At 69.9% G+C, this 21240-nt stretch carries 17 protein-coding genes and 2 pseudogenes; 9 read left to right on the top strand and 10 right to left on the bottom strand.

What is annotated here, in order from left to right:
- Positions 1-22: 22 nt before the first annotated feature.
- Positions 23-652 (bottom strand): maleylpyruvate isomerase family mycothiol-dependent enzyme, encoded by a 630-nt coding sequence (locus N8I87_RS28075; RefSeq protein ID WP_263212847.1) that lies wholly within the window; start codon positions 650-652, stop codon positions 23-25.
- Positions 653-744: 92 nt separating this feature from the next.
- Here N8I87_RS28075 and N8I87_RS28070 point away from each other — a divergent pair, with 92 nt between their 5' ends.
- The gene (locus tag N8I87_RS28070) at positions 745-1191 is read left to right on the top strand and encodes a MarR family winged helix-turn-helix transcriptional regulator (RefSeq protein WP_263212843.1); all 447 of its coding nucleotides are present in this window, start codon (positions 745-747) and stop codon (positions 1189-1191) included.
- A 6-nt stretch (positions 1192-1197) separates the two neighbouring features.
- On the opposite strand, the pseudogene N8I87_RS28065 reads toward N8I87_RS28070, so the two are convergent.
- From N8I87_RS28065 to N8I87_RS28050, 4 genes and pseudogenes are all read right to left on the bottom strand, one after another.
- Positions 1198-1721 (bottom strand): annotated as a pseudogene (locus N8I87_RS28065) (SMI1/KNR4 family protein).
- A 41-nt stretch (positions 1722-1762) separates the two neighbouring features.
- Entirely contained in the window at positions 1763-2527 is a 765-nt protein-coding gene (locus N8I87_RS28060) for a DUF2127 domain-containing protein (RefSeq protein WP_263212840.1), read from the bottom strand.
- Positions 2528-2651: 124 nt separating this feature from the next.
- Positions 2652-3886, bottom strand: a pseudogene (locus tag N8I87_RS28055) (RNA-guided endonuclease InsQ/TnpB family protein).
- Between the two features lie 98 nt (positions 3887-3984).
- Positions 3985-5658 (bottom strand): MFS transporter, encoded by a 1674-nt coding sequence (locus N8I87_RS28050; protein ID WP_263212838.1) that lies wholly within the window; start codon positions 5656-5658, stop codon positions 3985-3987.
- 176 nt (positions 5659-5834) lie between these two features.
- Between N8I87_RS28050 and N8I87_RS28045 the strand changes: the two genes are divergently transcribed.
- Entirely contained in the window at positions 5835-6473 is a 639-nt protein-coding gene (locus N8I87_RS28045; protein ID WP_263212836.1) for a TetR/AcrR family transcriptional regulator, read from the top strand.
- 186 nt (positions 6474-6659) lie between these two features.
- Here the strand turns inward: N8I87_RS28045 and N8I87_RS28040 are convergent, their stop codons facing one another.
- Positions 6660-8051: a cation:dicarboxylate symporter family transporter gene (locus N8I87_RS28040; RefSeq protein WP_317633499.1), complete on the bottom strand. Its 1392-nt coding sequence runs from the start codon at positions 8049-8051 to the stop codon at positions 6660-6662.
- Between the two features lie 153 nt (positions 8052-8204).
- On the opposite strand from N8I87_RS28040, the gene N8I87_RS28035 reads away from it, so the two are divergent.
- Positions 8205-9869, top strand: a complete 1665-nt coding sequence (locus tag N8I87_RS28035) for a sensor histidine kinase (protein ID WP_263212835.1) — start codon at positions 8205-8207, stop codon at positions 9867-9869.
- The gene (locus N8I87_RS28030) at positions 9866-10552 is read left to right on the top strand and encodes a response regulator (RefSeq protein ID WP_263212833.1); all 687 of its coding nucleotides are present in this window, start codon (positions 9866-9868) and stop codon (positions 10550-10552) included. Before N8I87_RS28035 ends, N8I87_RS28030 begins: the two co-directional genes overlap by 4 nt.
- Positions 10553-10563: 11 nt before the next feature.
- Here the strand turns inward: N8I87_RS28030 and N8I87_RS28025 are convergent, their stop codons facing one another.
- Positions 10564-11130 carry a hypothetical protein gene (locus N8I87_RS28025; RefSeq protein ID WP_263212831.1) on the bottom strand — a complete coding sequence of 189 codons (567 nt, stop codon included), beginning with the start codon at positions 11128-11130 and terminating at the stop codon, positions 10564-10566.
- A gap of 33 nt (positions 11131-11163) precedes the next feature.
- Here N8I87_RS28025 and N8I87_RS28020 point away from each other — a divergent pair, with 33 nt between their 5' ends.
- Both N8I87_RS28020 and N8I87_RS28015 read left to right on the top strand, forming a co-directional pair.
- Positions 11164-12012 carry a 5'-methylthioadenosine/S-adenosylhomocysteine nucleosidase family protein gene (locus tag N8I87_RS28020; RefSeq protein WP_263212828.1) on the top strand — a complete coding sequence of 283 codons (849 nt, stop codon included), beginning with the start codon at positions 11164-11166 and terminating at the stop codon, positions 12010-12012.
- A gap of 116 nt (positions 12013-12128) precedes the next feature.
- The gene (locus N8I87_RS28015; RefSeq protein ID WP_263212825.1) at positions 12129-12842 is read left to right on the top strand and encodes a helix-turn-helix domain-containing protein; all 714 of its coding nucleotides are present in this window, start codon (positions 12129-12131) and stop codon (positions 12840-12842) included.
- A 22-nt stretch (positions 12843-12864) separates the two neighbouring features.
- On the opposite strand, the gene N8I87_RS28010 is transcribed toward N8I87_RS28015, so the two are convergent.
- The gene (locus N8I87_RS28010; protein ID WP_263212822.1) at positions 12865-13890 is read right to left on the bottom strand and encodes an ATP-dependent 6-phosphofructokinase; all 1026 of its coding nucleotides are present in this window, start codon (positions 13888-13890) and stop codon (positions 12865-12867) included.
- A 203-nt stretch (positions 13891-14093) separates the two neighbouring features.
- Here N8I87_RS28010 and pta point away from each other — a divergent pair, with 203 nt between their 5' ends.
- The 3 genes from pta (at position 14094) to pyk (ending at position 19003) form a co-directional block, all read left to right on the top strand.
- Positions 14094-16184, top strand: coding sequence for a phosphate acetyltransferase (gene pta, locus N8I87_RS28005; protein ID WP_263212820.1), 2091 nt, complete (start codon positions 14094-14096; stop codon positions 16182-16184).
- 53 nt (positions 16185-16237) lie between these two features.
- A complete protein-coding gene (locus N8I87_RS28000) occupies positions 16238-17443 on the top strand; it encodes an acetate kinase (RefSeq protein WP_263216709.1) in 1206 nt (401 codons plus the stop codon).
- A 132-nt stretch (positions 17444-17575) separates the two neighbouring features.
- On the top strand, positions 17576-19003 hold the full coding sequence (gene pyk / locus N8I87_RS27995) for a pyruvate kinase (protein ID WP_263212818.1): 1428 nt from the start codon (positions 17576-17578) through the stop codon (positions 19001-19003).
- A gap of 329 nt (positions 19004-19332) precedes the next feature.
- Here pyk and N8I87_RS27990 read toward each other — a convergent pair whose 3' ends face one another.
- Entirely contained in the window at positions 19333-20655 is a 1323-nt protein-coding gene (locus N8I87_RS27990) for a hypothetical protein (protein WP_263212816.1), read from the bottom strand.
- A complete protein-coding gene (locus tag N8I87_RS27985; RefSeq protein WP_263212814.1) occupies positions 20645-21232 on the bottom strand; it encodes a DUF6114 domain-containing protein in 588 nt (195 codons plus the stop codon). Before N8I87_RS27985 ends, N8I87_RS27990 begins: the two co-directional genes overlap by 11 nt.
- Positions 21233-21240: the final 8 nt, after the last annotated feature.

Here is a 21240-nt window from a genome sequence, read left to right as displayed (position 1 = left end):
TCCCCCGTGGTCCCTGGGTGTCTCACTGCTCCGGTACGGCGGCCCGCTCGAACCACTCGCGCGCCGCTTCCGGACGCCCGGTGAGCAGCAGGAGCAGGGCCGCGATCGGGCCGTGGACCTCCTCGCCCCCGCCGCGCGTCCACGCGATGTCCGTGGCGACGAGCCGGGCGTGCGGGAGGGGCCATGGCCGGGGCGGGACGCGCATGGTCCACACCCGGTCGGCGGCGTCGCGGGCGGCCTCTCGGGGCATCTCGCGGGTCCGGCCGAGAGCGAGGGCGATGTCCTGGCCGTGGACGAGAACGTCGAGGAGGGACTCGCGGGGCGTGGTGAACGGTGCCGCACGGCGGGAGCCGACGAGTGAGCGCAGGTGAGCGACGATCTCCTCGACCGGCGCCTGTCCCTCGCAGACCGAGGCGTCGTGGATCATCCGGTCGAGGTTGCCGCGGGCCCGGACGAGTTCGCCCAGCACCTGCCGGTAGCTGAAGCGCGCACCCATGGTCAGATGCGCGGCGACGTCCCGCACCCGCCAGTCCCCGCACCGCGTCCGCGTCTCCCACTCCCCGGGGCTCAGGCCCGCCAGCAGGTCGGCCAGACCCGCCCGCTCGCGGTCGACGACCTGCCAGAGTTCGTCCACGTCCAACGCCACGCCCATGCGGATCACCGCCCACTCAAGTGGTAAGCTTCTCTGACCAAAGTAGTCAGAGACTCTGACCAAAGTCAAGGCATGCGAAGGGGGCGTAGACGGTGGTGGCGGAGAGCGAACTCAACACGGGACTGCTCCTGTTCATCCCGTACCGGGCCCTGGAGAACCGTATCTTCGGTGTGCTCGCCGAGGCCGGCTTCGACGACTTCACGCCCGCCCAGGCCCGGGTCCTCCAGCGCGTCGGCCCGGACGGCACACGCCTGACGGAACTGGCGGAACAGGCCCAGATCACCAAGCAGACCGCGGGCTTCCTGGTCGACCAGCTGGAGAAGGCGGGCTATGTACGCCGGGCCCCGGACCCGACCGACAAGCGGGCCCGGCTGGTGTGTCTGGCGGAACGGGCGTGGGCGGCCAAGGAGATCGCCGACGCGGTGGTCGCCGAGGTGGAACGGGAGTGGGAGACCCACCTGGGCAAGCGGCGCATGCAGCAACTGCGCGAAGCGCTGACCCTGCTGCGGGAGATCACGGATCCCTGGGCGCAGGCCTGACCCGCCTCAACGGCAGAGTTCGTCGAGATCCTCGGCAAAGGAGGGCAACACCGCACGGGCCTCGGCGACGATCTCCAGGGCCGGCCGACGCGGGGTGCTCGCATGGCGCGCGGCGAGTTCGGCCAGACCGGGGTCGGGCCCGGCCGAGCGCTCCTCGTCCTCGTGCAGGGCGGCCTCCCGAGGGCCGTAGCCGTCGGCCGGCACCCACAGAAAGCCGGAAAGGTTTCCCGCGACCAGGCCACACTCGCCCTCCGAGCCCATGAACACCACGGGCTGCTCCCCGAGCGGACGGCCCGGCCGGGCGAACCAGACGGCGACGAGACCACCGGAACCGACCCGACCGAAGACCCGGTAGGCGCCGCCGTCGAGTTCACGGTTGCCGGTCCACAGCGCACCCAGTCTGTGGTCTCTTCGGCGGAGTCGAAGACGGGGTACGGCTCGAAGTCGACGCCCTCACCGTCGGCGTGGTCGAACTCGACCCGCGCCACGTCGGCCAGGGCAGGAGGAAGGCGGCGGTCGTCCTCTGTCACGTGCACCCGCGCAGGGTATCCGCCGCCACGGACAGGCGCCCCTAGACCGCCACGCCGGCCGACTCCTCCACCTCCATCAGCGAGGCGCTGTGCCGCTCCTCGTCGAAGGCTTTCCGTCCGCCCCGCAGCCCGAACAGCCGCTTGGTGACGGCGATGTAGAGGACGGCGAGGATGTTGAGGACGAGGGTGGTGATCTTCAACCAGCTGATGTGCTCGGTGAGTTCGTAGATCTCCAGCGGGAGGAACGCGGCGGTGGCGACCACCGTGAGGTACTCCGCCCAGCGCTTGGCGTACCAGAGGCCGACCGCCTCGACGAGTTCGATCACCGCGTAGGCCAGCAGCAGGGCGGCCACCAGCAGCAGCGTGGAGTGCTTGTAGCCGAATGCCTTCTGGATGGAGCCGACGACCGGTGAGTGGTCGAGGTCGTAGTGGAAGTGCCTGAAGACCGGGCGGAAGACGTCGAGGTTCTCGTTGAAGAGCCGCCGTACCGCGTCCTGGCTGTTGCTGAACTTCCACACCGCCACCGCGACCAGCACGATGAACACGCCGCGCACGGCCCGCTCGATCGACAGGAACCGCAGGATGAACAGGTCCCGCAGCACCTTCCCGCGCGGCACCAGCGGCGCGTCGTCGGCCGGCCCCGAACCGTGCGGCTCACCGAGCACGAAGTCGCCGCAGCGCAGACAGCGCCATACGTCGCCGAGGGCGGTCTGGGCGTGCAGCCGCTCCCGGAACCTCGGCTCGTCCGGCACATACGTCACGTGTCCCTTACGTGCGCAGTGCCGCCGGTCCCAGTCGATCTTCATCCCCCGTGCCTCCATGCATACATACGAGCAAACGAACACGCAAAAATATGAACGTGCCGTTCCGGCTGGTCCGGCACGGCACGTTATTGACTGCTCCCCTCCCGGGGGGAAGGGGATTCCTGGCTCAGGCCGCCTCTTGGAGCAGCGCTCCAAGAGGCCTTACGCCATCCACACCAGCCGGGGCCAGACCAGCCCGGACGAGCATCACACGCGCGGAGTTCTTGTCCCTTGGAGAGACGGATCCGCACGCGGTGCAAGTGTAGGTGCGTTCCGACAGCGGAAGTGCGTGCTTGGTTCTCGCTCCGCACCGTCCGCAGTCCATGGTGGTGTGCGCGGGATGCACCAGACGCACGTCCCGCCCGTGCTTGCGGCCCATGTCCAACAGGGCCTTCTTCGTCACGCCGATCGCGGCATCCGCCGCCTTGCGCGCCATCGACGTCTTCGCAAGGAACTTCGGCTTGAAGTCCTCCACCGCGATCGAGTCATGGTCCCGCACCACCTTCTTCGCCCACTTGCGGGCCCCGTCCTGCCGCTGGCGGGCAATCTTCTGGTAGGTCTTCGCCCGCCACTTCTTCGCCTCCCGATACCCCTTCGACGCGGCCCGCCCATTCTTCGGCCTGCGGCGGGCCATCATCCGGTCATATCGCGACAGCTTCGCCTTCGCCTTCTTGCCGTGCTCGGGGTGGGGCTGGTCGTGGGTATCAGACGTGGTGGTCGCGATCTCCTTCACGCCCCAGTCCACACCGACCACTCGGCCGGTTTTCGGCAGCGGCTCGACACGAACAGGGACGACGAAGGAGGCGTACCAGTCACCAACCCCGTCCCGGAACACCCGCACTGACGAGGGCTCGACAGGCAACTCCCGCGACCACACCACCCTCAGCACGATCCCGCCTGCCAGGTGGAGCCGCCCGTCCCTGAGCCGGAAATTGCGCCGCGTGTAATTCAGACTCGGATCAGCCTCATGCTTCTTCTTGTAGCCTGGCATCCCCGCCCGCTGCTTCACCGGCAGCCGTTCCCTGATGTCCTTGAGCGCTTTCGCCCGGGACTTGCCGAAGTCACGGATCAGTTGCTGCTGCGGCACGCTGGCCCCCTCGGCCAGCCACGGTGTGACCGCGCGGGCCTCGGTCAACATCCGATCCAGCCGTGCCGCACCGCACTCCTCGCCCTCCGCATGGGCCTTCTTGGAGCGAGCCACGCACTCGTTCCACACCCACCGGCACCGGTCCCACTCCCCAGCAGCCCCGCCCGGGCCGTTGCCGACACCCGCAGCCGGTAGGTGTACCGAACATGCCCCACCCCGTCCTCTTCCTTCACCACCAGACCGTACGTACGCCAAACGAACACCCGCACCCTCATCCCGCCTCCGCCACCCCAACCAGGGAACGTAAGTACAGACGTTCGATCCCTGACTCCACCAGGCAGGCCATGCGGGCGTTCCGCAACGGGTGCGCGGGTCAACCAGCCGCGCTGTCCACCAGTTCCCGCTCCTCTTCCCGTACCGCCGGAACAGCCGACTCTTGGCGGGGGAGCAGGAAGGCCACCAGGATCGTGCCGACGCCCAGGACCACCGCGCCGACCAAACTCGTGTGGGCCACCGCGTCCGAGAAGGCGGAGCCGACCGCGTCGGCCATCTGGTGCGCTCCCGTGGCCAGTTGGGCCGATTGTTCCTTCAGCTTCGCGGCCTGTTGCGGGTCGGTCGCCTCGGCCGCCTGCGCCGCGAGTCGGCGCGCCTTCCCGCCGATGCCCTGCGCGACCGCGTAGCCGGCGCCGACCGAGTCCTGGGCGGTGGTCAGGGCGTCCGCCGGGAGCCCGCTGCCCGCGGTGGCGTCGGTGAGGTGGTTGCCGTACGACGTCGACAGCAGCGAGCCGAGGATCGCGATGCCGAGCGAGCCGCCGAGCTCCAGCGAGGTGTCGTTCACCGCGCCGCCGACGCCCAGTTCGGACTCCGGGAAGGCGCCCATGATCGCGTCCGTGCAGGGCGAGAGGGCGAGCCCGATGGCCAGGCCGAGCACGATGAGCGGGGCGACGAGATCACCGTACGACGACGACGCGTCCACCCGGGTCAGCAGGGCCAGCGCGGTCGTGCCGCCGACCATGCCCGCGGTGACCGTCCACTTCATGCCGACGCGCGGGGTGAGCCAGCCGGTCAGCGCCGAGCCGACGAAGACGGCGCCCGCGAGCGGGAGCATGCGCAGACCGGTGCCGAGCGCGTCGTAGCCGAGCACGAACTGGAGGTGCTGGGTGAGGTAGTAAAAGGCGCCGAAGACGGCCAGGAAGAAGAGGGCGACCGCGAGATTGGAGCCCGCGAACCGGCGATCGGCGAAGCGGCGCACGTCCAGCACCGGACGCGGGTGGCGCAGTTCCCACACGACGAAGGCCACCAGGCCGACACCCGCGGCGACCGCGGCGCTCACGGCCTTCACGCCCCAGCCGAAGTGCGGCCCCTCGATGATCATGTAGACCAGCGAGCCGACCCACAGCACCGACAGCAGCCCGCCGACGTAGTCGATCCGGTCGTGGTGACCGGCCTTGGACGGCGGCACGAGGACGAGGGCACCGACGATCGCGACCGCGGCGATGGGCACGTTGATCAGGAAGGTCGACGACCAGCCGTGGTCGCGCAGCAGTGCGCCCGCGACGACCGGACCGGCCGCGATGGCGAGTCCCGCGGTCGCCGTCCACAGGGTGATGGCCTTGGCCCGCTCGGCGCGCGGGAAGGTCGCGGCGAGCAGGGAGAGCGTGGCGGGCATGATCAGCGCGGCGCCGACGCCCATCACGGCACGGGCCGCGATGACGGCGGTGGAACTGTCGGCGAGGTAACCGGAGACGGCCCCGCCCCCGAAGACCACGAGCCCGAGGATCAGCGCGCCGCGCCGGCTGTACTTGTCGCCGATCGCGCCGAGCAGCAGCATCAGCGCGGCGTACGGGACCGTGTAGCCGTCGATCACCCACTGCAGGTCGGCGCTGGACAGACCGAGGTCCTCGGTCATGTCGGGGGCCGCGACCGTGAGGGCGGTGTTGGCCATCACGATGATCAGCAGGCTCAGGCAGAGCACCAGCAGGGCCCACCAGCGCCGGGTATAGGGGCGGTCCGTCCTTTCGACCGGTTCGTTCATGACGAGTCGCATGAGCAGGGGTCGCCTTCCTCACAGATCCACACGGGACAGATGCACACGACCGGACTTGCACAGTGGCGTGCAATTGCACAACGATGTGCAATGTACGGCTACTGCACAGCGTTGTGCAAATGGAGGAGGTGAAGCCCTTGCGGACGGACCGTGAGGCCCTCCGCGGGGCAGGCAGAATGGCAGCCATGACCACGGGTAACAGCTCTCGCGCCGACGCCAACCGGCGCCGCATCCTCGACGTCGCCCTCGCCGAGCTGCTGCGCGACCCCGACGCCTCCATGGACCAGATCGCGCGCGCCGCGGGGGTCGTACGGCGGACGGTGTACGGGCACTTCCCCAGCCGCGAGGCCTTGATCGGCACACTGGTCGACGGGGCGGTGGAGGCGCTGGCGGCCGCGCACGCGGCGGGACGCGAGGGGGTCGACGACCCGGCGGAGGCCGTGGCCCGGTCGGTGCTCGCGGTCTGGGAGATCGCCGACCGCTACCGGCTGCTGGTCGCGCTGGCCCAGCGTACGGTCACCGTGCAGGGCATCCGCGAGCGCCTCACGCCGGTCCGCGAAGCCTGTGCCGAGGTGCTGCGGCAGGGCCTGGAGCAGGGGACGTTCAGCTCGCCGCTGCCGGCTCCGGCGCTGGCGTACGTGCATGAACAGATGCTGTTCGCGGTGATGGAGGCGGTGAACGACGACCTGCTGGCGGCACAGGAGGCGGGCCGCTCCGCCGCGGTCGCCGTACTGGCCGCGTCGGGCGTGCCCGCCTCCCTGGCCACCGCGCTGGTGGCGAAGCTGAGCGAGCAGACGCCGGGGTGGGTGAGTTGACGCCGTAGTGGGCGAGTTGACGCCGGAAACAGAAGCCGGGCGGCTGAGCTTCGGGGGGAGACTCAGCCGCCCGGGGCGGTGGACCGGGCGCCCGGCCCGGGTTCAGGCAGGGCCGGGCGCCCGGCGGTCGGAAGGGACGTCGGAAGGGACGTCGGGCATCGGAAGGGGCGTCGGAAGAGGGCCCGTTCAGGCCTTCGCGAGTTCCTTCTCGCCGTCCTCGGTCGGCTCGGTCGGCTCGGGGGCCGCGGTGGCCTCGTTCTCGTCCAGCAGGGTCGTCTCGTCGAACGGCAGCTCGCGGGCGAGCACCTGCTTGACGCGGTCCTTGTCGATCTCCTTGGTCCAGGTGCCGATCAGCACCGTCGCGACGGAGTTGCCCGCGAAGTTCGTCAGGGCCCGGGCCTCGCTCATGAAGCGGTCGATGCCGACGATCAGGCCGACGCCGTCGACGAGCGCGGGCTTGTGCGACTGCAGACCACCGGCAAGGGTCGCGAGCCCCGCGCCGCTGACGCCCGCCGCGCCCTTGGAGGCGAGGAGCAGGAAGAGCAGCAGCGGGATCTGCGTGCCGATCGACATCGGCGTACCGAGCGCGTCGGCGATGTAGAGCGACGCCATGGTCATGTAGATCATGGTGCCGTCGAGGTTGAAGGAGTAGCCGGTCGGCACGGTGATGCCGACGACGGCCTTGCTGACGCCCAGGTGCTCCATCTTCGCGATGAGCCGAGGCAGCGCGGACTCGGAGGAGGAGGTGGACAGGATCAGCAGGAACTCCCGGCCCAGGTACTTGAACAGCGAGAAGATGTTCAGCCCGGAGACGGCGCGCAGAAGCGCGGCGAGCACGATGAAGACGAACAGGAAGCAGGTCACGTAGAAGCCGAGCATCAGCACGGCGAGGCTCTTGAGCGCATCCAGGCCGGCGGAGCCGACCACGGCCGCGATGGCGCCGAAGGCACCGATCGGGGCGGCCCACATCACCATGGCGAGGATGCGGAACACGAGCCGCTGGATGTGCTCGATGCCACGCAGCACCGGCCGGCCGACCGGCCCCATGGCCTGCAGCGCGAACCCGGTGAGCAGCGCCACGAGCAGGGTCTGCAGGACCTGTCCCTCGGTGAAGGCGGAGACGAAGGTCACCGGGATGATCGACAGCACGAACTCGACGGGCGGCAGCGCGTCCGCGGACACCTGGTCGTGCCCGGTCGCCTTGAGCGCGTCGGTCAGGTGCAGCCCGTCGCCCGGGTGCAGGACGTTGCCGACGACGAGCCCGATGCTCAGCGCGACCAGCGACATGACGAGGAAGTAGCCGAGGGCGATACCGCCGACGGCGCCGACCTTGGCGGCCTTGCGGACGGACCCGATCCCGAGCACGATCGTGCAGAAGATGATCGGCGAGATCATCATCTTGATGAGGTTCACAAAGCCCGTACCGAGGGGCTTGAGCTCGACCCCGAGGTCGGGCCAGATGAGCCCCACGGCGATGCCGAGCGCGACCGCCGCGATGACGGCGATGTACAGATAGTGGGTGCGGTCCCGCTTCACGGCGGGTACGGCTGGTGCCGTATCGGGGGTACTGGCGGCCACGGCTGCCCTCCTTGACGTCTTCGTCGGCAACACACCGGCGTGCGGCTCACGTCCGGGGGTTATGGGGAATGCCGTGACTATCTCCCGCCCTGTGAGGGCGGTCACCCTTCCGTTCATTTAGTTCACGCTTAACCGCGGATGCACACTGACGACATGCGCTTCCCGTCCGTCCCCCGTCCCCGCAGCCTGGCCGGCCAGCTCTTCGCCATGCAGGCCGTGCTGATAGCGGTGCTCGTGGCCGGGTACGCGCTGTTCACCTACGTCAGCGACCAGCGACAGGCCGAGGACGCGGCGGCCCGGCACGCCACGGCCGTGGCCCGCTCGATCGCGGACTCCCCCTCGGTCCGCTCGGCCATCCACACCGCCGACCCCACCCTCCGGCTGCAGCCGTATGCCCTCCAGGTGATGCGGGACGCGGACGTCGACTTCGTGACGATCATGAACCCGTCCGGCATCCGCTGGACGCACCCCGACGAGAAGCAGATCGGCAGGCACTTCCTCGGCCGTATCGGCCCCGCCCAGCACGGCCGCACCTTCACCGAGACGTACACCGGCACCCTCGGCCCCTCCGTCCGGGCGGTCACGCCCGTGGAGGAGAACGGCCGCGTCATCGGCCTGGTCAGCGCCGGCATCAAGGTCGAGGCGATCAGCAAGCGGGTGCGGGGCCAGGTCACGGCGCTGCTCGCGGTGGCCGGCGGCGCCCTGCTGCTGGGCGCGGTCGGTACGTACGTCGTCAACGCCCGGCTGCGCCGCCACACCCACGGCATGAACGCGACCGAGCTCAGCCAGGTGCACGACTACCACGAGGCCACGCTGCACGCGGTGCGCGAGGGGCTGTTGATGCTCGACGGCCAGTACCGGGTGGCGCTGATCAACGACGGCGGCCGGGAGCTGCTGGGCGTGCCGACAGAGAAGGACGTGATCGGCACGTCGGTGGCGCGACTCGGGCTGCCGGCCCCGCTGACGGGTGCGCTGCTGGCCTCCGAACCCCGGGTGGACGAGGTGCATCTGACGGCGGACCGGGTGCTGGTGGTGAACACCTCACCGGTGTCGGGCGGCGAGCGCCGCGGCACGGTCGTGACCCTCCGGGACGTGACCGAACTCCAGTCCCTGATGGGCGAGCTGGACTCCGAACGCGGTTTCACACAGGCGCTGCGCTCCCAGGCGCACGAGGCGGCGAACCGGCTGCACACGGTCGTCTCCCTGATCGAACTGGGCCGCGCTCAGGAGGCGGTCGACTTCGCCACGGCGGAACTGGAACTGGCGCAGGCGCTGACGGACCAGGTGGTGGCGGCGGTGAGCGAGCCGGTCCTGGCCGCCCTGCTGCTCGGCAAGACGGCGCAGGCGAACGAGCGGGGCGTGGAACTGGTCCTCTCCGAGGACAGCCGACTGGACGACGGGGTGCTCCCGCCCGGCCTCCCGGCCCGCGATCTGGTCACCATCCTCGGCAACCTGATCGACAACGCGGTGGACGCGGCGCAGGGCAGCGTCGGGGCGCGGGTGACGGTGACGGCGTACACGGAAGGCGGGGTGGGCGGGGAGAGCGAGACGAGCGGGGAACTCGTCCTGCGGGTGGCGGACACCGGCACCGGTGTGGATCCGGCCCATGCGGAACTGGTATTCCAGCGGGGGTTCACCACCAAGCCGGCGGGACCGGGCGGGCGCGGGCTCGGTCTGGCCCTGGTCCGGCAGGCCGTGCACCGTCAGCAGGGGACGCTGACGGTGGCGGAGGCCGACGGTGGTGGAGCGGAGTTCGAGGTGCGGTTGCCGTTGCACACGCCGGCCGGGCCGTCCCCGGTGTCTGGAGGCGACGTATGACGAACGAGCAGTCCATCCGCGTCCTGGTGGTGGAGGACGACCCGGTGGCGGCGGACGCGCATGTGACGTACGTCGGCCGGGTGCCGGGGTTCGTCGCCGTGGGCAAGGCGCACACGGGGGCGGAGGCACGGCGTCTCCTGGACCGTACGCCGGTGGACCTGCTCCTTCTCGATCTGCATCTGCCCGATGTGCACGGTCTGCAGTTCGCGCGCTCCCTGCGGGCGGCCGGGCATCACGCCGATGTCATCGCGGTGACGTCGGCACGGGATCTGACCGTGGTCCGGGAGGGGGTCTCGCTCGGAGTCGTGCAGTACGTCCTGAAGCCGTTCACCTTCGCGACGTTGCGGGACCGGCTGGTGCGGTACGCCGAGTTCCGTGCGGCGGTGGGCGAGGCGAGCGGCCAGGACGAGGTGGACCGGGCGCTGGCCTCGCTCCGGGCACCCGGTCCCGCGGCACTGCCGAAGGGGTTGAGCGGGCCGACGCTGGAGCGGGTCACGGTGACCCTGAGGGACAGCGCGGAGGGACTCACGGCCGCCGGCGTCGCCGAGGTGGTCGGCATCTCCCGCATCACGGCCCGCCGCTATCTGGAGCACCTGGTGGACGCGGGGCGGGCGGCGCGCAGTCCGCAGTACGGGACCGTGGGGCGGCCGGAGTTGCAGTACCGGTGGGTCAGGGGGCAGTGAGCGGCCACCCGTCACCCGGAGGTGTTCGCCCCGGCGTACGACACGACCTGTGCGCCGAGACCGACCACGGCCAGGGCTTCCATGACGGACACCACGAGAAGGCCGCCGCTGCCCTGCCCGCCGGTCCAGTAGACGGTGAGCCCGGCGAGCGGCACCAGGCAGAAGGCGAGCAGGTCGATGACGCACTGCACGGCTTTGCGTGACCTGCGGCGCCGGTCGCCACGATGGACGCGCTCCCAGAGGAAGACCTCCTCGGCCTCTCCCGGCTCTCCGGTTCCTTCCGTCCGGGCGAGCCGCGCGAGCCGGGGTCCCAGGTCCTCGCGTACGTACCGGCCGATCGCCGAGATCTTCTGGTCGTTGACGAGATAGGTCCAGCCGAGGACCACACAGACCGGCGGGAGCGCGAGCAGCATGGCGGGCTGTCCGGCCTGCGCCGACGCGGCGACGACGGCGGCGACGACGGTGAGCGTGACGTAGAGGAGGTTGTCCCGGAACCCGATCCTCGTCTTCTGCTCGTCCTTGACGGTCTGGTACTCGATGAGCAGCAACTGCCCCACGGTGACGTGTCGTTCCGGCACTACGCCCCCTTCCCCCGGCAGTACCTTAAGAGGGTGCCGGAGACGCAGTCCACCGTTCTGGTCCTGACCGCACTCGCGCTGGAGTACTCCGCCGTCCGCGCCCATGTCGAGGACCGGCAGGATCTCGTCCACCCCGGCAACGGCACCTGGCTCGAACGCGGGCGGCTGCCCGGCACGCCCTGGCATGTGGCGATCGGCGAGCTGGGCGAGGGCGCCAGGGCCACCGCCGCGCTCACCGCGTCGCTCATCGACTGGCTCCGTCCGCGGGCGGTCCTCTTCGTCGGTGTCGCGGGCAGCCTCAAGGACGACATCGGCATCGGCGACGTCGTCGTCGGGACCAAGGTGTACGGCATCCACGGTGGCAAGCAGACCGCCGAGGGCCTGCTGATCCGCCCGGAGGCCTGGTACGGCTCCAACGCACTGGTGCAGGCCGCGCGTTCGGCCGTACGGGACATGGCGGACGTACGGACCCACTTCAAGCCGATCGCCACCGGGGACGTCGTCCTGGCCGACGCCGGCTCCGAGATCGCCCGCCAGGTCCGCGAGCACTACAACGACGCGGCCGCGATCGAGATGGAGGGGGCGGGCGCGGCCCACGCGGCGCATCTGAGCGGGCAAGTGGACGCCCTGGTCGTCCGGGGCATCAGCGACCGCGCCGACGCGCTCAAGTCCGAGGCGGACGCCGGGGGTTCACAGGAGAGGGCGGCCGCGCAGGCGGCGTCGGTGGCGATGGCGGTGCTGCGCAAGCACCGGCCCGGAGGCGGCGATGTGTCCGCGCGCTCCGAGGAGGAGCCCCGAGCCGTCCACGGGGGCGACCACATCGACTTCCGTGGCGGGACCTTCTACGGACCCGTGATCGGGAAGCGAGTCGACCGGCGGTAGGCACGTGTCGGATCCGCCGTCCGTCCCCAGCACCCGGAACCAGACATTCCTACAATCCGTGATTGTGGCCGAACAGACCGTAGTCATCACCGGCGAGCACCCGTACGTTGTCCGCTGTGCACCGACCGCCAGCCCCACGGAACCAGCCAGGTCCCCCCTTCAACGCCCCCGCCGCCCGCAAACTCCGTGCCGCTCTCGGCATGGGACCCGAGCAGGTCGCCTACGGAATGCGTGCCTCGTACGGGTTGCCCTACGTCACCGCTGACCTGGTCGTCACCTGGGAGCGGGGCCTCGTCACCCCCAGCAGTCCTGAACTCGCCGCTCTCGCGGGGGTGTTGTGGTGCTCGCCGGGTGAACTGATCGGGCGGCCGCGCAGTCTGCGCGAGCACCGCACGGCCCGTGGGCTGGCGGCGGAGGACGTCGCTCTCGCCGTCAGGCTGGAACTCCTCGCCTATCTGCGGATGGAGGAGCACAACGAGTGGCGCGGCACCGAGCGGCAGTCCGCCGCCCTCGCCGCGCTGCTCGCGTTGTCCCTGCCCGACTTCGTGACCGTCAGCGGCCACGACGCGAAGCTGGCGGAATTGCTGCGCGGTGCGGTCACCACGCGCTGGCGGGCCTATGTGCGCCCGGTGGGCCGTATGGTGCCGCTGGACCGCCGGCTCCTGGAGGGCACCCTCCAGGAGCTGCACCGGGACTACCAGGGGCAGATGGTGGCCACGCTGAGCTGGGGCGGCACCGGTGCCGCGGACGACTCGAGCGGCAACGGCCGTGACTTCCTCGACCGGATCGTGGACCACTTCTGGTCACGGGTCGAGGCCAGTACGGCCTGACAGCAGGACGGCCGGGGCGGTCCTAGAAGACCGACTCCGTCTCGTCCATCCGGTCCTTCGGGACCGTCTTCAGCTCGGTGACCGCCTCCGCGAGCGGCACCATCACGATGTCGGTGCCGCGCAGCGCGGTCATCCGGCCGAAGTCGGCGCGGTGCGCGGCCTCCACCGCGTGCCAGCCGAAGCGGGTGGCGAGGATGCGGTCGTACGCGGTCGGGGTGCCGCCGCGCTGGACGTGGCCGAGGATGACGGGCTTGGCCTCCTTGCCGAGGCGCCGCTCCAGCTCGTACGCCAGTGCCGTGCCGATGCCCTGGAAACGCTCGTGACCGAACTGGTCGATCTCGCCCTTGCTGTAGTCCATGGTGCCCTCGGCGGGGTGGGCGCCCTCGGCGACGCAGACGACGGCGAACTTCTTGCCGCGGGCGAACCGCTCCTCGACCATCTTGACCAGGTCGGCGGGGTCGAAGGGGCGCTCGGGCAGGCAGATGCCGTGGGCGCCGCCGGCCATGCCGGACTCCAGGGCGATCCAGCCCGCGTGACGGCCCATGACCTCGACGACCATCACGCGCTGGTGGGACTCGGCGGTGGTCTTGAGGCGGTCCATGGCCTCCGTGGCCACGCCGACCGCGGTGTCGAAGCCGAAGGTGCGGTCCGTGGAGGAGATGTCGTTGTCGATCGTCTTCGGCACGCCCACGACCGGCAGCCCGGCGTCGGAGAGCATCCGGGCGGCGGTCAGCGTGCCCTCGCCGCCGATCGGGATCAGGGCGTCGATGCCGAACTCGCCGACCATGTCGGTGGCCCGCTCACAGGCCTCGCGCAGCCGGTCGCGCTCCAGGCGGGAGGAGCCGAGGATGGTGCCGCCGCGCGCCAGGATGCCGCTGACCGCGTCCAGGTCGAGGGTGCGGTAGTGACCGTCGAGCAGTCCCCGGTAGCCGTCCTCGAAGCCGATGACCTCGTCGCCGTACTGCGCCACCGCCCGGTGCACGACAGACCGGATCACTGCGTTCAGGCCGGGGCAGTCGCCGCCTGCGGTGAGAACTCCGATGCGCATCGTGCTGTGTCTCCTGGTCGCTGTTGGTACCGGTGATGGTCGCTGTTGATACCGGTGAGCAAGTCTGATTGTTTCACGTCCGCCAGGGGGCCGATGACCTGACGGGCGCCTTATCTAGCGCCAGGGGTATTGTCAAGAGGGATCTGCTCACCTTGGTGGGCGATTTTTATGCGGAGATGTGACAGACGAAACGGAGTGCCCACGTGACGCGCAGCGTGTACGTGACGGGGATCGACCGCGGCGACGGCCGCCAGGTCGTAGAGCTGGGAGTCATGGAGCTGCTGACCCGGCAGGTCGACCGGGTGGGGGTGTTCCGGCCGCTCGTCCACCACAGCCCCGATCGCCTGTTCGAGCTGCTACGTGCCCGGTACCGGCTCTCCCAGGACCCGGCGACGGTCTACGGCATGGAGTACCACAAGGCGTCCGCGCTGCAGGCCGAGCAGGGGACGGACGAGCTGGTGTCCACTCTCGTCGACCGGTTCCACCTGGTCGCGCGGGACTACGACGTCGTCCTGGTCCTCGGCACCGACTTCGCCGACACCCAGCTCCCGGACGAGCTGTCCCTGAACGCCCGGCTCGCCAATGAGTTCGGCGCGTCCGTGATCCCGGTCGTGGGCGGCCGCCGGCAGACCGCCGAGTCCGTGCGCGCCGAGACGCGCAACGCGTTCCGGGCGTACGACAGTCTCGGCTGCGACGTCCTCGCCATGGTCGCCAACCGGGTGGCCCGCGAGGACCGCGACGAGATCGCCGAGCGGCTCACCAACCGGCTGCCGGTCCCCTGCTACGTGCTGCCCGACGAGCCCGCGCTGTCCGCGCCGACGGTCTCCCAGATCACCCAGATCCTGGGCGGCACGGTGCTGCTCGGGGACGACTCGGGGCTGGCCCGGGACGCGCTCGGCTTCGTCTTCGGCGGCGCCATGCTGCCGAACCTGCTCAGCGCCCTGACCCCCGGCTGCCTGGTGGTGACCCCGGGCGACCGCGCCGACCTGGTGATCGGCTCGCTCGCCGCGCACAGCGCCGGCACCCCGCCGATAGCCGGCCTGCTGCTCACCCTGAACGAGCGGCCCTCCGAGGAGATCCTCACCCTCGCCTCCCGGCTCGCCCCGGGCACCCCGGTCGTCTCGGTGCCCGGCACCAGCTTCCCCACCGCCGAGCAGCTGTTCTCCCTGGAGGGCAAGCTGAGCGCGGTCACCCCGCGCAAGGCGGAGACCGCGCTCGGCCTGTTCGAGCGGTACGTCGACACCGGCGATCTGCTCAAGCGGGTCTCCGCGCCGAGCAGCGACCGGGTCACCCCGATGATGTTCGAGCACAAGCTGCTCGAACAGGCCCGCTCCGACAAGCGCCGTGTCGTCCTCCCGGAGGGCACCGAGGAGCGTGTGCTGCACGCCGCCGAGGTGCTGCTGCGCCGGGGCGTGTGCGATCTGACCCTGCTCGGTACCGTCGACCAGATCCGCAAGAAGGCCGCCGACCTCGGTATCGACCTCGGCGACGCCCAGCTCATCGACCCCGCCGCCTCCGAGCTGCGCGACGCCTTCGCCCAGACGTACGCCGGGCTGCGGGCCCACCGGGGCGTGACGGTGGAGCTGGCCTACGACGTCGTCTCCGACGTGAACTACTTCGGCACCCTGATGGTCCAGGAGGGTCTCGCCGACGGCATGGTCTCCGGCTCCGTGCACTCCACGGCGGCCACCATCCGGCCCGCCTTCGAGATCATCAAGACCACCCCGGAGTCGTCGATCGTCTCCTCCGTGTTCTTCATGTGCCTGGCCGAGAAGGTGCTGGTCTACGGCGACTGCGCGGTCAACCCGGACCCGAACGCCGAGCAACTGGCCGACATCGCCATCCAGTCGGCCGCCACCGCGCAGCAGTTCGGCGTGGAGCCGCGGATCGCGATGCTGTCGTACTCCACGGGTACGTCCGGTTCGGGCGCCGACGTCGACAAGGTGCGCGAGGCGACCGAGCTGGCGCGCTCGCGGCGGCCCGACCTGAAGATCGAGGGGCCGATCCAGTACGACGCGGCCGTGGAGCCGTCGGTCGCGGCGACCAAGCTGCCGGGCTCCGAGGTCGCCGGACAGGCCAGCGTGCTGATCTTCCCCGACCTCAACACCGGCAACAACACGTACAAGGCCGTGCAGCGCTCGGCCGGCGCGATCGCCGTCGGCCCGGTCCTGCAGGGTCTGCGCAAGCCGGTCAACGACCTGTCCCGGGGCGCCCTCGTCCAGGACATCGTCAACACCGTCGCCATCACGGCCATCCAGGCCCAGAACCCGAGCGAGAAGGCAACCGCCCAGTGACCGCCCACCCGTCACCCACCACCGCCCTGTCCGACGAGCTTCGCTCGGCCCCCCTGGTTTCCCGCGTCCTCGTCCTCAACTCAGGCTCCTCGTCGGTGAAGTACCAGCTGCTGGACATGCGTGACAGCAGCCGGCTGGCGGCTGGTCTCGTCGAGCGCATCGGCGAGCAGACCTCCCGGCTGAAGCACACCTGTCTCACCTCGGGCGCCACCCGTGAGGAGAACGGCCCGATCGCCGACCACCACGCCGCCCTCAAGGCCGTGGCCGAGGAACTGGCCAAGGACGATCTCGGTCTGGACTCGCCGGAACTGGCCGCGATCGGGCACCGCGTGGTGCACGGCGGCATGTTCTTCACCGAGCCGACCGTCATCGACGACGCCGTACTGACCGAGATCGAGCGGCTGATCCCGGTCGCGCCGCTGCACAACCCGGCCAACCTCACCGGCATCCGCACGGCGCTGGCGCTGCGCCCCGACCTGCCCCAGGTCGCGGTCTTCGACACGGCGTTCCACACGACCATGCCGGAGTCCGCGGCGCGCTACGCGATCGACCCGAAGCTCGCGGACCGGCACCGCATCCGGCGCTACGGCTTCCACGGGACCTCGCACGCCTACGTCTCCCGGGCGACCGCCGAGCTGCTCGGGAAGGCGCCGGAGGAGGTCAATGTCATCGTGCTGCACCTGGGCAACGGGGCGTCCGCCTCGGCGGTGCGCGGCGGCCGGTGCGTGGACACCTCGATGGGGCTCACCCCGCTGGAGGGGCTTGTGATGGGGACGCGCTCCGGCGACCTGGATCCGGCCGTCATCTTCCATTTGCAGCGAGTTGGCGGAATGTCCATGGACGAGATCGACACTCTTCTCAACAAGAGAAGCGGTCTGTTCGGGCTGTGCGGTGACAACGACATGCGGGAGATCCGCCGTCGGATCGACGAGGGCGACGAACAGGCGCGTCTCGCCTTCGACATCTACATTCACCGCTTGAAGAAGTACATAGGCGCCTATTACGCGGTGCTCGGACGGGTGGACGCGGTCGCCTTCACAGCCGGAGTCGGGGAAAACGCGAGTCCCGTGCGAGAGGCTGCCCTGGCGGGCCTGGAGGAGCTGGGCCTGGCGGTGGACGGCGAGCTGAACGCCGTACGCGCCGACCGGCCTCGGCTGATCTCGCCCGAGAACGCGAGGGTGGCCGTCGCCGTGGTGCCCACCGACGAGGAACTGGAGATCGCCACACAGACCTACGCACTGGTCGGAATGAACAGCTGAGTGAACAGCTGAGCATTTAGGTGAACAGCTGAGCAATTACACGGCGGTAACACGAGTGAGCGCACGTCCGCCCATTTGTATCTTCCACCAGACGGAATATTCCGTAGCGAAACAAACCGATAGGATCGCTCCATGCGCCGTTCGAAAATCGTCTGTACTCTCGGCCCCGCGGTCGACTCCCACGAGATGCTCGTCTCCATGATCGAGGCCGGCATGAATGTGGCTCGGTTCAACTTCAGCCACGGCACCCACTCCGAGCACCAGGCGCGGTACGACCGCGTCCGGGCCGCCTCGAAGGAGACCGGCCGCGCCATCGGCGTCCTCGCCGATCTGCAGGGCCCCAAGATCCGTCTGGAGACCTTCGCCGAGGGTCCGGTCGAACTGGAGCGTGGTGACGAGTTCGTCATCACGACCGAGGACGTCCCGGGCGACAAGCAGATCTGCGGGACGACGTACAAGGGCCTGACGGGTGATGTCGCACGGGGCGACCAGATCCTGATCAACGACGGCAACGTCGAGCTGAAGGTGGTGGACGTCGAGGGTCCGCGGGTGCGGACGATCGTCATCGAGGGCGGTGTCGTCTCCGACCACAAGGGCATCAACCTGCCCGGCGCGGCCGTCAACGTGCCCGCACTGAGCGAGAAGGACATCGAGGACCTGCGGTTCGCGCTGCGGATGGGCTGCGACCTGGTCGCCCTGTCCTTCGTCCGTGACGCCAAGGACGTGAACGACGTCCACCGGATCATGGACGAGGAGGGCCGTCGCGTCCCGGTCATCGCCAAGGTGGAGAAGCCGCAGGCGGTGGAGAACATGGAGGACGTCGTGATGGCGTTCGACGGCGTGATGGTCGCCCGCGGCGACCTGGCCGTCGAGTACCCGCTCGAGCGGGTCCCCATGGTGCAGAAGCGCCTGATCGAGCTGTGCCGGCGCAACGCCAAGCCGGTGATCGTGGCGACCCAGATGATGGAGTCGATGATCACCAACTCCCGCCCGACCCGCGCCGAGGCCTCCGACGTGGCCAACGCGATCCTGGACGGCGCCGACGCGGTCATGCTGTCGGCCGAGTCGAGCGTGGGCGCGTACCCGGTCGAGACGGTCAAGACGATGTCGAAGATCGTCACCGCGGCCGAGGAGGAGCTTCTCTCCAAGGGCCTGCAGCCGCTCGTCCCCGGCAAGAAGCCCCGTACGCAGGGCGGTTCGGTCGCGCGTGCCGCGTGCGAGATCGCGGACTTCCTGGGCGGCAAGGGCCTGATCGCCTTCACGAAGTCCGGTGACACCGCCCGCCGGCTGTCCCGCTACCGCGCGGCCCAGCCGATCCTGGCCTTCACCACGGACGAGGGCACCCGCAACCAGCTGACGCTCAGCTGGGGCGTGGAGTCGCACATCGTGCCGTTCGTGAACAGCACCGACGAAATGGTCGACATGGTCGACCAGGAGCTGGCCAAGCTCAGCCGTTTCACCCCGGGCGACACGGTCATCATCACCGCCGGCTCGCCCCCCGGCGTCCCCGGCACCACCAACATGGTCCGCGTCCACCACGTCGGCGGCGACGGCAAGTAACGCCCCACTGAAGGACCTTGCACGACACTGAGGGCGCCCCCTGCGACAGGGGGCGCCCTCAGCCCGTTTTCACACCGGCTCAGCCGACGCTGCCCGACTCCACCGGAAAGTCGATCCCGCAGCACGGCGAACTCCTCGGGCGATGACACGGAACAACCGCCCCTCGCGGATGAAATCTGCCATGCGCGGATCCTCCCTCCTGTTCAGGCACCGGGTCGCCGTCGGCGTACTTGAACGGCTCCGGGCGCGCATCATGCCGTGGCCCGGCCCTCCACGATCGGAGGGCCGGGCCACGGCATTGCGGCTCCGGAACGGGCTTGAACGGCCACTCAGTCGGTCGTGTACACCTGCATCCCGGGCACGTGAAGGCTTCCGCCGAACTGAGCGGCCTGCGTCACCTTCACGTTGGTGAAGTAGATCAGGGGGATGTTGAGCGGCGGCGGGCTGTCCGGGCTGAATGTCACGGGGATCAGGCCGAACAGGTTGCCGGAGATGCTCTCCGTGTACATCACCGTGTCACCGTCACGGATCGTGGACGTCGAGCCGGAGGCCGCCTGCACGTGGTAGGTCTTGCCCGACTGCTTGTCCTTCACCGTCTGGTGCAGGTCCCCGATGTCGGTTCCGCCGGAGATGACGTACTTCAGCACCTTCTTCGTGGTGCCGTTGGCCGTCTTCACCTCGACGATGCCCTGGTAGTCGGCGCTCTTGAGCAGCAGCGAGCTGGCGTTGAGGTACCAGGGTTCGTCCGCCACCGGCACCTTGTTGTCGACACCGCTCGTGGCGTCGGTGGCGGCCGGGCAGTTGTCCGCGGACGTGGTGGAGCTCGCCGACGGGCTCGGACTGGCGGTGGCCGTCGCGGTCGCGTCAGCGGCGTTCTGGGCCGCCGTGGTCGCCGTGTCGGTGACCTTCTTGACGGTGTCGTCGACCGTCTTGGTGGCCGTGCCGGCCGTGTCCTTGACGGTGTCGGTGGCGGTGCTGCCGGACGCCTTGCTGTCGCTCGACGTGGACGCGGAGGCCGACGGCGTGGGGCTCGCGCTCGCGGTGGAGGTCGCGTCGCCGCTGCCCCCGGTGAAGACGTCCTTGATCGCGTCACCGATCGTGTCGAGCAGGTTCCCGCTGGTCGCGGACGGCGACGGGGTCGCGGTCGCCGTGTCGCCGCCAGAGGACGACGACGTGTCCGACGAACCCGACGAGGGCGTGGCGGACGGCTCGGGCGTGGCCTTGTCGGCGGTACCCGAATCCGACGACGAGGTCTTGCCCGAGGTCGGGTTCTGTGTGGTGGCCGACGCCGTGGGGGTCGGCGTGGCCGTGTCCTTGGTGCCCGTCGACTCGCTCGCGCTCGCCGAGGCGGTGGGCGTCGGCGTGGCCGAGGGGTCCTTGGACGCGTCCAAGGCCGTGACGCAGTCCTTGTACTCGTCGGCAGTCAGGCTCGACGACGACGGCGCCGGCGAGCTGGTGTCGGCGAGGGCCAGGCTCGATGTGAACCCCATGCCCACGAGCACCGCGGTCGGCATCGCCACCGTGGCTATCGCCTTGCCTGCCGGCATGTGGAACCTGGTGAACAGCGGCTTCTTGGGTGCCGCATGCCGCGGCCCGGTTCTCACACGGGACTCGTCCACATCAGTCCCGTGGGTCACCTCGTCAGCCGGCACTGTGCCTCCCGTTCGCCCCGTTCGCCGGGCTCGTTCCTGACAGGTCGTTCAACTCGCCCACGCCGCCCGTGTCCTTGCCGAGCGCGACCTCAGGGGTGGCCTCTGGGGCAACCCCCGGTGCGGCCTCGGGCGCGTCACCCTCGCCCGTGGTGGCCTCCTCGGCCAGCTCCGGCTGCGGAGGCACTCCCGGCGCCCACGCCACCGCCATCGCTCCGCCGACGAGGGCGAGCAGGAAGCCCAGGAGGAAACCGCCGAAGTTGGAGACGGGGAGAGACACCAGCCCCAGCAGGATCGCCGCGACACCCGCGAAGGTGCGCACGTGCTTCTGGAACCAGAGGCTGATGCCCAGTACGACGAGCAGCACGCCGATGATCAGGGAGCCGGCCCCGGCCGTGGTCGCCATCGCCAGCGTCAGATGTCCGACCTGGAGATTGAAGTACGGGAAGTAAATGATCGGAAGACCGCTGAGCAGGACAAACAGACCGGCCCAGAACGGACGAGTGCCCCGCCAGGCGCGGAACTGCAGCCTCCGGCGGGTGAACTGGCCGGGTACGACGGCAGGAATCTCGGCGCTCATGGAAAACA

It is taken from the genome of Streptomyces sp. HUAS 15-9, assembly GCF_025642155.1.
Classification (GTDB): domain Bacteria; phylum Actinomycetota; class Actinomycetes; order Streptomycetales; family Streptomycetaceae; genus Streptomyces.
This window is presented reverse-complemented; position numbering and strand designations above follow the sequence as displayed.